Here is a 12,635-nt window from a genome sequence, read left to right on the forward strand (position 1 = left end):
CGCTATAGGTATCGATTCGCAACCAGAATCAGGAGGAGCGGACATATGTACAGCCACAATATGGTCGGGTCGAACGACCTCGATGCATCGCGGAAATTCTATGATGCGACCTTCCAGGCGATCGGCGGCAAGCCGGGGATCCAGGACGACAAGGGGCGCCTGATCTATATGCACAACGGCGGTCTGTTCCTGGTGACGGCGCCGATCGACGGGCAGCCGGCGACCGCGGGCAACGGCTGCACCATCGGTATCGCGATGGCCAATCCCGAACAGGCCGACGCGTGGCATCGCGCCGGGGTCGAAGCGGGCGGCACCGCGATCGAAGACCCGCCGGGCGTGCGCGAAGGCAATGGCATGAAGATGTATCTCGCCTATCTGCGCGATCCGTCGGGCAACAAGCTCTGCGCCCTGCACCGGATGTGAGGACGGTCGTGCGCGGCGAAGCGGGATTGCTGGCGGATCTGGATGCGCTCGCGATTCCCTTTGCCGCGCACGAACATGTCGCGGTGTTCACCGTCGCCGAGAGCGAGAAGGTCAGCGCCGCGATCCCCGGTGCGCACAGCAAGAACCTGTTCCTCAAGGATGCCGGCGGCGCCTTCTGGCTCGTCACCGTGCCGGCCGCGGCGCGCGTCGACCTGAAGGCGTTGCCCGATGCGATCGGCTGCAAGCGCGTGAGCTTCGGCAAGCCGGAGGATATGGAGCGGCTGCTCGGCATCCAGCCGGGATCGGTGACGCCGCTCGCCGCGATCAACGCGCCGCCGGGCAGCATCGCCGTCGTGCTCGATGCGGGCCTGGCCGCCGCGAGCCGCGTCAACGTCCATCCGCTGCGCAATACCGCGACGCTGGGGCTCGCCGGGGCGGCGATCCTCGACCTTCTGCGCCATTGGGGGCATGATCCGCTGGTGGCGCCCATTCCCGTTCAGGCCATCGCATGACCATCGAAACCCTTTCGACGACCCGCAGCCATGGCGGCACGCAAAGCGTCTGCCGCCATGCGAGCGACACGACCGCGACCGACATGAGCTTCGCGATCTTTGTGCCCGACCATGCGGAAGGCGCGAAACTGCCGGTGCTCTGGTATCTGTCGGGGCTGACCTGCACCCATGCCAATGTGATGGAGAAGGGCGAGTATCGCGCCGCCTGTGCGGCGCACGGCATCATCTTCGTCGCGCCCGACACCTCGCCGCGGGGGGAGGGCGTTCCCGGCGACCCCGATGCAGCCTGGGATTTCGGCCTCGGCGCGGGCTTCTATGTCGACGCGACCGTCGAACCATGGGCGAAGAACTACCGGATGCGCTCCTATATCGAGGACGAACTGCCCTCGCTGCTGCTGCGCCATTTCCCGATGGCCGACATGACGCGGCAGGGGATCAGCGGCCATTCGATGGGCGGCCATGGCGCGCTGACCGTGGCGCTGCGCACCCCCGACCGTTTCCGCTCGGTCTCGGCCTTCGCGCCGATCGTCGCGCCGACGCAGTGCCCATGGGGCGAAAAGGCGCTGGGCGGCTATCTGGGCCCCGACCGCGCGCTATGGACCGCCTATGATGCCTGCGCGCTGATCGACGGCGGCGCCCGGCTGCCCGACCTGCTGGTCGACCAGGGCGATGCGGACACATTCCTCGCCGAGCAGTTGAAGACGCCGCTTCTCGAAGAGGCGTGCCGAAAGGCCGGGCAGAAGGCGACGATCCGCATGCAGCCGGGTTACGATCACAGCTATTATTTCATCTCGACCTTCATGGCCGAGCATGTCGCATGGCATGCGGAGCGGTTGAAGGAGTAGGATTTAGGCGTAGGCTTTCCCCCCCCTCCCGCAAGCGGGAGGGGCAGCGAGGCTTGCGAACTTGTTCGCTAGCCGCAGCGGGGTGGGCTGGTCGCACCGTTGCTGCCCACCCCGACCCCTCCCGCAAGCGGGAGGGGAGATTATGGAATCAGCAAGCTGGATCCGGTCGTCCGCCCCGCTTCCAGATCGGCATGCGCGCGCGCCGCGTCCTGCAACCCATAGCGCTGGCCGACGGTAATCGCGACCGCCCCGCTTTCGATCATCTCGAACACGCGCGCGGCGCCCGCCGCGCGTTCGCCGGGGTCGAGATAATAGTCGAACAGCGTCGGCCGCGTGACGAACTGCGATCCATGCTGCGCGAGGACGCCCAGATTGACCCCGGTCACCGGTCCGCCGGCATTGCCGTAGCTGACGATCAACCCGCGCCGTGCGGTCGCCTTCAGCGACACGGTCCATGTCGCCATGCCGATGCCGTCGAAGGTCACGGGGACGCCCTGGCCGTCGGTGATCTCGCGAACATGCGCGGCGACATCGTCCTGCTTGTAGCGGATGACATGGTCGGCGCCGGCGTCGCGGGCCGTCTGCGCCTTGGCTTCGGTGCTGACGGTGCCGATCACCGTCGCGCCGACCGCCTTCAGCCATTGGACGAGGATCAGACCGACGCCGCCCGCCGCGGCATGGACCAGCACCGGCCAGCCCGCCTCGATCTTCGCGCAGCGCTCGACCAGCGCCTCGACGGTGCAGGCCTTGAGCAGCGCGGCGGCGGCGGTGTCGTCGTCGATGCCGGCCGGCAGTTTCATCAGCGATGCGGCGGGAACGATCCGCGCGCTCGCATAGGCGCCCCGCTGCGGGCCGAAGGTCGCGACGCGGTCGCCGGGCTGCAGGCCGTGGACGTCGAGGCCGGTCGCGACCACCTCGCCCGCCGCTTCGACGCCCAGTCCGCCGGGAAGCTCGATCGGATAGGTGCCGTCGCGATGATAGGTGTCGATATAGTTGAGCCCGATGGCGGTTTGGCGCACCAGCACCTGTCCGGCAGCGGGCGCGCCGAGCGTCACCTCGCGCCACTGGATAACCTCGGGACCGCCCTGCTCCGCGATGAACGCCTCGATTGCCTGCATGGCTGCTCTCCTGCTGGTCCGCTTCATCTGGAGCGAGCGGACAGGCAGCGCAAGGGTCGATGCGATCTAGGGTCCTGACCCTAAGCCCTCCTCTTCCGAGGAGGGGGTGAGTCAGCGGGGCGCGCGCGGCTTGCCCTTGCCGAAGGGCTTGGCCTTGAACCCGCCGGGCTTGCCATGGGGCTTGCGCGGCCCGTCCTTGCGCGGACCCCCTTCGCGTCGCGGCGGCCAGGTCGCGCCGCCGGGCGCCGGCGTGATCGCGACGCCATTGTCGTCTTCGCCATCCTTGTTGGCGCTGCGCTCGACCGCCTCGGCGAAGCGGTCGGCGATGGCGAGCGGAATGTTGAACAGCGTTTCGTTCGGGCCGATGCGGATCGCGCCGATTTCGTGCTTGGTGACATGGCCGCGGCGGCAGAGCAGCGGCAATATCCAGCGTGGGTCGGCATTGTGGCGGCGACCGATGTTGAGCCGGAACCAGACGCTGTCGTCGAAACCGTCGCGGTGCCCGCCGCGCTCGCGCGGTTCGCGTTCGGCGCGTTCGCCCCGCTCGCGGCGCGGCGGCGGGCCGTTGTCGATCAGTTCCTCGGGCAGCGGCATGGTGGCGCGGTGCGCGCGGACAAGCGCGGCGGCGATGTCCTCCGGCGCGCGCTCGGCGAGCAGGCGGCGGCCGAGCTCGATATCCTCCTCGTCATGCTCGATGGGGGCGAGCAGCGCCTCGATCAGCCGTTCGCGGTCGCGTGCCCGTACGTCGTCGGCGGTCGGGGCGCCGGTCCATTCGGCGTCGATCCGGGCGCCGCGCAGCATGGCGTCGACACGGCGGCGGCGCGGATAGGGCACGATCAGCACCGCCGTCCCCTTCTTCCCCGCGCGCCCGGTGCGACCCGAACGGTGCTGGAGCGTTTCGGCATCGCGCGGGATTTCGACATGGACGACCAGGCTCAGGCTGGGCAGATCGATGCCGCGCGCCGCGACGTCGGTCGCGACGCACACCCGGGCCCGGCGGTCGCGCAGCGCCTGCAGCGCCTGGTTGCGCTCGTTCTGGCTATGCTCGCCCGACAGCGCGACGGCGGCGAAGCCGCGGTTGACCAGCCGCGCGTGCAGGCGGCGAACATTTTCGCGCGTGGCGCAGAACAGCATCGCGGTTTCGGCGTCGTGAAGGCGCAGCAGGTTGATCACCGCGCTTTCGATATCGGCGGGCGCGACGGTCACGACCTGATAGGCGATATCGCCGTGGCCGCGATCCTCGCCGACCGTCGAGATGCGAAGTGCATCGCGCTGATAGCGTTTGGCGAGCTGGGCGATCGGCTTGGGGATCGTCGCCGAGAACAGCAGCGTGCGCCGCGTTTCGGGCGTCGCGTCGAGGATTTCCTCCAGATCCTCGCGAAAGCCCATGTCGAGCATTTCGTCGGCCTCGTCGAGCACCGCGACGCGCAACGCGGCGAGGTCGAGCGCGCCGCGCTCGAGATGGTCGCGCAATCGGCCGGGCGTTCCGACGACGATGTGCACGCCCTGATTCAGCGCCCGGCGCTCGCGGCTCGCGTCCATCCCCCCGACGCAGGTCGCGATGCGCGCGCCGGTGGCGGCATAGAGCCAGCCCAGTTCGCGGCTGACCTGCAGGGCCAGTTCGCGCGTCGGCGCGACGATCAGCGCAAGCGGTGCCGAGGCGAAGGGAAGGCGGCCGTCCGCCAGCAGTTCGTCGGCCATCGCAAGACCGAAGGCGACCGTCTTGCCCGAACCCGTCTGCGCCGAAACGAGCAGGTCGCGGCCGTGGGCCCCGGCCTCGATGACCTGCGATTGCACCGGGGTCAGCGTCTGATAATCGCGCGCGCCGAGAGCGTCCGCGAGGGCGGGGGGAAGATGATCGAAGGCCATATTTCTCTTCTTTTCCGTAACGGGCCGCGCCGCCGATTCTTTAATTCGTCATACCGGACCCGATCCGGCATCCATTCGCCCCTTGCCACGAAGCGCTGAAGGGACCCCGGATCAAATCCGGGGTGACGAAGGGACGCAAGCTTTTCCTAAAGCGCCTGGCCCGCTGCGTATCCGCTGGCCCACGCCCATTGAAAATTATAGCCGCCCAGCCACCCGGTGACATCCACGGCTTCGCCGACCGCATAGAGCCCCGGAACGCTTTTGGCCATCATTGTTTGCGACGACAGCCCGGCGGTCGCGATGCCGCCCACGGTGACCTCTGCCTTGGCGAAACCCTCGGTGCCGTTGGGTTGGAAGGCCCAGCGCTTCAGGCGCGTCTCGGCCTCTACGAGCTTGCGGTCGGTCTGCGCTCCCAGTTCGCCGGGTAGCGCAAGACGGTCGGCGAGCGTCTGGGCGAGCCGGGCGGGGAGCAGGGGCGCGAGGGTCGAGGCCAGCGTCGCCCGCGGCCGCGCGCGCTTCGCCTCGACCAGCCAGCCCGGCGCGGCATCGGGCAGGAAGTCGATCGTCACCGGATCGCCGCGCTGCCAATAGCTGCTGACCTGGAGGATCGCGGGCCCCGACAGGCCGCGATGGGTGAACAGCGCCGCTTCGCGGAAAGCCGCCTTGCCCGCGCGCGCCTCGACCGGTGCCGCGACACCCGACAGCTCGCGGAACAGCAGATCGTCGCCGCCGAGCGTCAGCGGGACGAGCGCGGGACGCGGCTCGACGACCTTCAGGCCGAAGCGCCGCGCGAGGTCGTAGGCGAAGCCTGTCGCGCCCATCTTCGGAATCGACGGACCCCCCGTTGCGACGACCAGCGCCGGGGCGGTGAAGCGCCGCTCGCCGAAGGTCACCGCGAACCCTTCCGCGCCGTGCGCGACCTCGCGGACCGGCTGGCCGTGCAATATGGTGACGCCGCCCTTCGCCGCCTCTTCCATCAGCATCGCGACGATCTGCTTCGCCGATCCGTCGCAGAACAGCTGGCCGAGCGTCTTTTCGTGCCACGCGATGCCATGTGCTTCGACCAGCGCCAGGAAATCGGCGGGGGTGTAGCGGGCGAGCGCCGATTTGGCGAAATGGGGGTTCGCCGAAATATAGCGGTCGGGGGCCGTGTGAATATTGGTGAAGTTGCAGCGCCCGCCGCCGGAGATCAGGATCTTCTTTCCGATCGCGTCGGCATGATCGAGCAGCAGCACCCGCCGTCCGCGTTGCCCGGCGACCGCCGCACACATCAGCCCGGCCGCGCCGGCGCCCAGCACGATGGCATCATAAGGGGCAGCGGTCATCGGCGGTCAGCGCAGCTTTGCGATCGACAGCCCGTCCTGCTTGGCGCGCGCCTTCACCGACTCCTCGCTGCGCGTCAGCGCCTTGGCGATCGCCTTCAGCGCCACGCCCTTCCTTGCGAGCGTATGAAGCTTGTCGATTTCCGCCGCCGTCCATGGCTGCTTGTGGCGTTCGAACTTGTCCTTCATGCCTGCGCCTCGGGGTTGGGAGCGGCGGCCAGGACCGTGATCGCGTCTTCGCGTCCCTGGAATTCGACCATATCCTCGACCTCGGCGCCGAGCAGCGCGCGGCCGAGCGGGGCGGTGAAGGCGATGCGCCCGACGGTCGGGTCCGCCTCGTCATGGCCGACGATCGTCACTTCGCGGTCGGCGCCGTTCAGCCGGTAGCGCACCCGGCTGCCGATACCGACCGACCCTTCCGCGGGCGGTTCCTGCACCTCGGCGGTCGCCTTGCGCGTGCCGAGATAGCGGAGCTGGCGTTGCAGCTTTGCCTTCGCTTCGGCATCCGTTTCCGCCTCGATCGCCGCGTCGAGCGCCGCCACGCCTTCGCCGAGCAGGCGCAACCCGCGCGGCGTCACCAGATTCGGTCCCGGCGGAATCGGCCATTCGAAGGTCGGTTCCTTATGTTCGTCGTCGCTCTCGCGCCGAAAGGCTACGCTCATCGTCCATACTCTCGGGGAAGGGAAGCCATCCCTTTGCACCGCGAAGGTGGCGACAAGATGGCGCGGCGCCGGTCGTGCTGGACAGTCCCTCCTTCGTGTATTATAACCATAACACACGAAGGAGATATGCGATGCGCAACTGGACGATGGCCTTCCTCCCGCTGGCGCTGGCGATGACCGCGACGGGCTGCAGCGGCGCCGATCGCGGCGATCGCGGCGACCGCAGCGAGACCCGCGGCGATGCCGACCGCGCCGCCGATGCGGGACCGCAAACGACGCAGAATTTCACCCTCACCGGCTTCACCGGCGTCCAGGTCGCAGGCCCTGACGACGTCACGATCCGTCAGGGCGACAATTTTTCGATCGCAGCCAGGGGGCCGCAGGCGGAGATCGACGAACTCGACATCACGCTCGACGGAGCGCTGCTGTCGATCGGCCGCAAGCGCGAGGGCTTCAGTCTCGGCGGTGGCCGCCATCGCGGTGTCGAGATCGCGATCACCATGCCGAAACTCGACACCGTGCGGCTGACCGGGTCGGGTTCGATCGACGCCGACGCGGTCGCGGGCGATAAGGTCGCGGCGGTGCTGACCGGGTCGGGCGACCTCAAGATCGCGAAGCTTACCGGCAAGCGCGCCGACATCACCGTGTCGGGGTCCGGCGATATCGATATCGACAATGGCACGATCGACGCGGGCGACATCAGCGTGACCGGATCGGGCGACGTCGATGCCGACGGGCTGGTCGCGACGACGCTGGCCGTCTCGGTCACGGGGTCGGGCAATGTCGAGACGCAGGCGACCGGCAAGGCCGACGTCCGCGTCCTCGGTTCGGGCGACGTGACGCTGACCGGCGGCGCGACCTGTTCGACGCGCAAGATGGGATCGGGCACCGTCACCTGCAGGTGACGCGCCCGCTGGCGCGGCCCGCGCGGAACGGTTAAGGCGGCGGTATGACCAGCGCCTCGCGATGGGCCGCGCTTGCGGCTGCCGCCATCCTCTTCGCCGGACCCGCGGCAAGCGCGGAGAAGCGCTTTGGCCTCACCAGTTTCGAGGCGATAGAGGTCGATGCCGATTTCATCGTCGAGGTGACGACGCGGGCGCCGGTCGGCGCGGTCGCGATCGGGACGCCCGAGGCGCTCGATCGCGTCAGCCTCGAAACGCGTGACGGGCGCCTGGTGATCGGCGAGCGCCGGTTCGCGGGCGACGAGCGCCGGACGAAACCGCAGGCGCCGGTGACGGTCCGCGTCAATGCCGTCAATTTGCGGTCGGCCATGCTGGGCGGCGCGGGCGCGCTGCACATCGACCGGCTGAAGGGAACGCGCGTGAGCATCGGTCTGCGCGGCCCCGGCGAGATCCGGGTGGGCGAGGTGGTCGGCGACCGGCTGTCGGTTGCGATGATCGGCAACGGCGCGATGACGCTCGCGGGTTCTGTCAAACAGGCGCAGGCGACGCTGTCGGGGGCCGGCAGCCTCGACGCCGGGGCGCTGGTGGCGGGCGAATGGACCAGCGACAGCGAAGGGGCGGGGGACCATGTCCTGCGGGCCGAAAAATCCGCGACGATCACGGCACGCGGGATCGGGCGGACCGTCGTGCTTGGCCGACCGACCTGCACGGTGCGCAATATCGGCAGCGGTTCCGTCACCTGCGGGCAGGCGCGATAGAGTGTTTTCAAGTCAGGTGGAATCACCTGACGACTCGGAAAACACGGTAAAACAAGAATCCAGAGTGCCGGTTTTGATTCCATCAAAACCGAATCCACTCTAGGCGCAGCGACCGCGTTCAGCCTTCGATGCGGGGGCGATATCGGCGGCTGCCGCGCAGCATCTCGCCGTCCGCCAGTTCGACGTCGAAATCGCCGCTCCTGTGGGTGACGACGCGGCGCACCGCGTCCTTGCGGACGAGGCGGCTCCTGTGGATGCGCACGAAGCCGGCGCCGGCCAATTCGGTCTCGACCGCACTCAGCGTCGCGCGATGGAGCAGGCGGCGCCCGCGCCATGCGATCTCGACATAATTGCCCGCGGCGGCGATATGGCCGATCTCGGCGACCGGAAGGCGGTGCGCGACCGATCCATCGCTCACGGTCAGCGTCCGCGATGCTTCGACCGGCGTGGAGGGCGCGGCGTGGCGCGCGATCAGCCACTGCATCAGAAAGATGAGCAGGATCAGTTCGGCATAGGTCGCCGCGTCCTTGCGCAGTTCATAGAGGATCGGCGATCCATCGGGCGATTCGAACGCATAGCTGCTACCGGCAAGCCACCAGACGACCATGCGCAGCCCCACCATCAGCGCGATATGGGCGAGCGAAACGGGCAGAGCGAGCGCGGCGTGGATCGCGATCGTCGCGATCCAGCCGAAGCGCGGCGGACGGATGAAGCGGACACCGAACCAGCAGAGCAGGATCATCATCGTCCAGGCGACGAGGCTGGTGCCCTCATAGGCCCAGGCCGTCGATGCCGGCACGTCGCGGCCGAAGGCATGGCGCTCGGCGAGATAGGAATAGACGTTCGAGGTGATGCGGATGAGGCCGTAAGCGAAAAGCGCGCCGACGAGCAGGATCGTCAACCGACGCGGGCTGATGCGATTCGTCCCGGCTCCGCCGCCGTTGGTCCCAGGCGCTGTTCCTTCGGTCACGCTCCCTCCGCCGCTGGTCCCGCGCCGGTCGCGGCTCTGTCCGGCCCTGACGTAGCCGTCCTCGCGAAACCGGGCAAAGGAGATTCGGCGTGGCCGGAGCGATACGGCATCTTGGCATGGACTGGCTGCGGATCGGGGCGTTCGCGCTGCTGATCCTCTATCATATCGGCATGGTCTTCGTGCCATGGGGTTGGCACGTCAAGAGCGAGCCGACGATCGATTGGGTTGCGATTCCCATGCTTGCCACCAACGGCTGGCGGCTGCCGCTGCTGTTCCTCGTTTCGGGATATGCCAGCGCGGCGCTGCTGGTGAAGCTTGGCGGGGCGGGGGACTTTGCACGGGCACGAAGCGCGCGCCTGTTGATCCCGCTCGCGTTCGGCATCCTCGTCGTCATACCGCCGCAGCCGTGGATCGAACTGATCGGGCAGCATGGCTATGCGCACGGCCTGCTCCATTTCTGGCTGCACGATTATTTTCGCTTCGGAACGCTGGACGGCATCGTCCTGCCGACGTGGCAGCATCTGTGGTTCGTCGTCTATCTGTGGGTCTATACGATGCTCGCCGACCTGTTGTTTGCCATCGTGCCGTCCTGGCTATGGGTGCTGGTCGCCGATGGCGCGGCGAGGCGGCTCGGCGGCTGGAATATCCTGCTGCTGCCGATGGCCGGCTGGCTCCTTGTCTACGCCGCCTTTCCGGACCATCGCGAAACCCACGCGCTCGTCGATGACGGGCCGGTGCATCTCCATTACCTGATCGCGTTCGCGGTCGGGTGGCTGCTTCGCGCGCGTCCGGTCCTGTTCGACGCGATCGCCTGTTGTCGGACCGGAGCGGCGATACTGGCCGTCTTCGCCTTCGTACCGATCGTCTGGATCGCATGCGCGTGGCCGGAGGGCGGGCCCGCATGGGCGGACATGGCGTTCCATGGCGCGCGGCAGGCGCAGGGTTGGGCCGCGATCGTCGCGCTGGTCGGCATCGCGGACCGCTGGTGGAACCGCGACCATCGCTGGCGCGCGCCGCTCGCCGAGGCGGTCTTTCCCTTCTACATCATCCATCAGACGATCATCGTCGTCGCGGGCTGGTATCTGATCCGGGCCGGTGTCGCGGCGCTCCCGCTCTTCATGCTGCTGGTCGCGGCGACCGTCGCCGGCTGCTGGGCCTTCTATCTCGGCGGGCGGCGCGTCGGCTGGCTGCGGCCGCTGATCGGACTGCAGCGCGGCGCGTGACAGCGGCGCGATCTTGTGCAACCTTCTTCTCCGAAACATGACGGGAAGAAGGTGAAGCATGGCGACCAAGGGACCGCAGGACTTCATGGATGCCTATCGCGACATGCTGGGCAATTGGGAAAAGATGGCGAACGAGTTCGGCGCCAAGTTCCTCCAGCAGAAAGAGGCGGCGCAGGCGATGAACGGCCTGAACAACGCCAAGGTCGCGATGCAGGCGCAGATGAAGGACGGCATGCTGAAGGCGCTCGACGCGATCCAGATGCCGAGCAAGGCCGATATCGAGGATCTGGGCGCGCGGATCGGCGCGATCGAGGCGGCGGTGGCGCGCATCGAGACGCTGCTCGCAAGCGGCGGCCAGCCTGCCGACGGGACGCTGAAGCCCGCCCGGACGCGCAAGCCCGGTAAGACGAAATGACCGGCGGGGCCGCGGCGCAGGCCGACGCGGACCCCTTTGCCGCCGCGCGGCGCGAGTTCGAGCGCGCGATGCTGCGCAATATCAAGGGAGTCGAATATCTTGGCTCCCCCGCGCCGGTCGTGGGGAGCAGCGGCAAGGACGTGCTGATTTCGCGTGGCACCTTTCGCCTCTATCACTACCGCCCATTGGTCGACGAGATCTACCGCATGCCGCTGATGCTGGTGATGGCGCCGACCAACCGCGGCTATATCTTCGACATGGCGCCGGGGCAGAGCTTCGTCGAGTTCCTGCTGAAGGCGGGTTACGACGTCTTCATGGTCGACTGGGACGCCCCGCGTCCCGAGGAGAAAACGGTCGGGATCGCCGACTATGTGCTCGATTTCCTGCCGAGTGCGGTGCAGCGCGTCCGCGCGGTGACGGGCGAATCGGACGTCAGCGTCGTCGGCTATTGCGCCGGCGGGCTGTTGTCGCTGCTGTGGGCGGCAACCGCCGGGGCGGCGGGTCCGGCGAACCTCGTCACCTTCACGACGCCGGTCGACTTTCGCCATATGCCGCAGTTCCAGGCGTGGTCCGACAAGAGCTTCTTCGACGTCGACCGGCTGGTCGATACGGTCGGCAACGTGCCGAGCGACCTGATCATGACCAGTTTCGAGATGCTGCGCCCGGCGCAGCGGGTCGCGGGCAATATCCGGCTCTACGACAATCTGTGGGACGATGAATTCGTCAAGGCGCACCGGATGTTCGACCGCTGGGGCATGGATGCGCTGCCGCTTCCCGGCGAATATTTCCGCGACATGACCAAGAAGCTGATGTGGGACAATGCGCTGATGGCGGGGACGATGACGGTCGCGGGGCGGCCGGTCGACCTCGGCGCGATCGCCGCGCCCTATCTGCACATCACCGCGCAGCACGATCATATCGTGCCGCCGCCGGCATCGGCGCCGCTGATCGAGATGGTAGGTTCGCAGGAGAAGAACCAGGTGGAATTGAAGGGCGGGCATGTCAGCCTGATCGCCGGCGCCAATGCGGTGCGCCGCATGTGGCCGATGGTCGACGAATGGCTGGGCGAGAAAAGCGTATGAGCGAAGCGACGATCCGCGAACTGGAGCCCGGCGACGGCCCGGCCATCCTGCGCTTCGCCGCGGCGGTGCCCGCGCACGACCTGCTGTTCCTGGCACGCGACATCCGCAACGAGCGGGTCGTGTCGGCGTGGCTGGCGGCGGCGGCGGGCGACACGATGCCAAGCCTCGTCGCGACCGACGGGGAACAGGTGGTCGCGACGGCGGCGCTGCTCGCCGATCCGCTCGGCTGGTCGCCGCACGTCGCCGAGGTGCGGCTGCTCGTCGCGCCCGAATGGCGCGGACGCGGGTTGGGGCGGCAGCTTCTCGACCGCTGCATCGTGCTGGCCGGCGAGCGCGGCGCGGCCAAGCTGGTCGCCTACATGACCCCCGATCAGCGCGGTGCGATCACCCTGTTCGAGGAAGCGGGCTTTCGCGCCGAGGCGTTGCTGCGCGATCATGTCCGCGACGCCGACGGCGCGCTGCACGACCTGGTGCTGCTGTCGCTCGACCGCGGCCGCGCCGAGCGGATGGCCGAGGCCTATCGGTAGGGCGCCC

Annotated in this window: 15 protein-coding genes; 9 read left to right on the plus strand and 6 right to left on the minus strand. The window is 68.2% G+C overall.

Annotated elements, in window-relative coordinates:
- Positions 1 to 45: 45 nt before the first annotated feature.
- Genes C3E99_RS02085 through fghA form a run of 3 tightly spaced genes read left to right on the plus strand, consistent with a single transcriptional unit; the run spans position 46 to position 1,780 of the window.
- Positions 46 to 423, plus strand: a complete 378-nt coding sequence (locus C3E99_RS02085) for a VOC family protein (protein ID WP_076074133.1) — start codon at positions 46 to 48, stop codon at positions 421 to 423.
- An 8-nt stretch (positions 424 to 431) separates the two neighbouring features.
- Positions 432 to 935 (plus strand): prolyl-tRNA synthetase associated domain-containing protein, encoded by a 504-nt coding sequence (locus C3E99_RS02090; RefSeq protein ID WP_076077569.1) that lies wholly within the window; start codon positions 432 to 434, stop codon positions 933 to 935.
- Positions 932 to 1,780, plus strand: coding sequence for an S-formylglutathione hydrolase (gene fghA, locus C3E99_RS02095; protein WP_104959339.1), 849 nt, complete (start codon positions 932 to 934; stop codon positions 1,778 to 1,780). Before C3E99_RS02090 ends, fghA begins: the two co-directional genes overlap by 4 nt.
- A gap of 140 nt (positions 1,781 to 1,920) precedes the next feature.
- On the opposite strand, the gene C3E99_RS02100 is transcribed toward fghA, so the two are convergent.
- The 5 genes from C3E99_RS02100 to C3E99_RS02120 form a co-directional block, all read right to left on the minus strand.
- On the minus strand, positions 1,921 to 2,898 hold the full coding sequence (locus C3E99_RS02100; RefSeq protein ID WP_076074137.1) for a quinone oxidoreductase family protein: 978 nt from the start codon (positions 2,896 to 2,898) through the stop codon (positions 1,921 to 1,923).
- Between the two features lie 111 nt (positions 2,899 to 3,009).
- Positions 3,010 to 4,767: a DEAD/DEAH box helicase gene (locus C3E99_RS02105; RefSeq protein ID WP_076074140.1), complete on the minus strand. Its 1,758-nt coding sequence runs from the start codon at positions 4,765 to 4,767 to the stop codon at positions 3,010 to 3,012.
- Between the two features lie 146 nt (positions 4,768 to 4,913).
- On the minus strand, positions 4,914 to 6,092 hold the full coding sequence (locus C3E99_RS02110; protein WP_076074143.1) for an NAD(P)/FAD-dependent oxidoreductase: 1,179 nt from the start codon (positions 6,090 to 6,092) through the stop codon (positions 4,914 to 4,916).
- Positions 6,093 to 6,098: 6 nt separating this feature from the next.
- Complete coding sequence (locus C3E99_RS02115; protein WP_076074145.1) at positions 6,099 to 6,278, minus strand: hypothetical protein; 180 nt, start codon at positions 6,276 to 6,278, stop codon at positions 6,099 to 6,101.
- Positions 6,275 to 6,751: a GreA/GreB family elongation factor gene (locus C3E99_RS02120; RefSeq protein WP_067109187.1), complete on the minus strand. Its 477-nt coding sequence runs from the start codon at positions 6,749 to 6,751 to the stop codon at positions 6,275 to 6,277. Before C3E99_RS02120 ends, C3E99_RS02115 begins: the two co-directional genes overlap by 4 nt.
- A 131-nt stretch (positions 6,752 to 6,882) precedes the next feature.
- Here C3E99_RS02120 and C3E99_RS02125 point away from each other — a divergent pair, with 131 nt between their 5' ends.
- Both C3E99_RS02125 and C3E99_RS02130 read left to right on the plus strand, forming a co-directional pair.
- Positions 6,883 to 7,656 (plus strand): head GIN domain-containing protein, encoded by a 774-nt coding sequence (locus C3E99_RS02125; RefSeq protein WP_104959340.1) that lies wholly within the window; start codon positions 6,883 to 6,885, stop codon positions 7,654 to 7,656.
- 44 nt (positions 7,657 to 7,700) lie between these two features.
- Positions 7,701 to 8,411 (plus strand): head GIN domain-containing protein, encoded by a 711-nt coding sequence (locus C3E99_RS02130; RefSeq protein ID WP_076074148.1) that lies wholly within the window; start codon positions 7,701 to 7,703, stop codon positions 8,409 to 8,411.
- A gap of 118 nt (positions 8,412 to 8,529) precedes the next feature.
- Here C3E99_RS02130 and C3E99_RS02135 read toward each other — a convergent pair whose 3' ends face one another.
- Positions 8,530 to 9,381 (minus strand): LytR/AlgR family response regulator transcription factor, encoded by an 852-nt coding sequence (locus C3E99_RS02135; protein WP_158682063.1) that lies wholly within the window; start codon positions 9,379 to 9,381, stop codon positions 8,530 to 8,532.
- A gap of 89 nt (positions 9,382 to 9,470) precedes the next feature.
- On the opposite strand from C3E99_RS02135, the gene C3E99_RS02140 reads away from it, so the two are divergent.
- From C3E99_RS02140 to C3E99_RS02155, 4 genes are read left to right on the plus strand one after another with little or no spacing between them, the layout of a single operon-like run.
- Positions 9,471 to 10,604 (plus strand): acyltransferase family protein, encoded by a 1,134-nt coding sequence (locus tag C3E99_RS02140; protein WP_324787700.1) that lies wholly within the window; start codon positions 9,471 to 9,473, stop codon positions 10,602 to 10,604.
- A 58-nt stretch (positions 10,605 to 10,662) separates the two neighbouring features.
- Positions 10,663 to 11,019, plus strand: a complete 357-nt coding sequence (locus tag C3E99_RS02145) for a hypothetical protein (RefSeq protein WP_076074155.1) — start codon at positions 10,663 to 10,665, stop codon at positions 11,017 to 11,019.
- Complete coding sequence (locus tag C3E99_RS02150) at positions 11,016 to 12,101, plus strand: alpha/beta fold hydrolase (protein WP_076074158.1); 1,086 nt, start codon at positions 11,016 to 11,018, stop codon at positions 12,099 to 12,101. The genes C3E99_RS02145 and C3E99_RS02150 overlap by 4 nt, the downstream gene beginning before the upstream one ends.
- On the plus strand, positions 12,098 to 12,628 hold the full coding sequence (locus C3E99_RS02155) for a GNAT family N-acetyltransferase (RefSeq protein ID WP_067109165.1): 531 nt from the start codon (positions 12,098 to 12,100) through the stop codon (positions 12,626 to 12,628). Before C3E99_RS02150 ends, C3E99_RS02155 begins: the two co-directional genes overlap by 4 nt.
- Positions 12,629 to 12,635: the final 7 nt, after the last annotated feature.

Source organism: Sphingopyxis sp. MG (assembly GCF_002953155.1).
Lineage (GTDB): Bacteria > Pseudomonadota > Alphaproteobacteria > Sphingomonadales > Sphingomonadaceae > Sphingopyxis > Sphingopyxis granuli.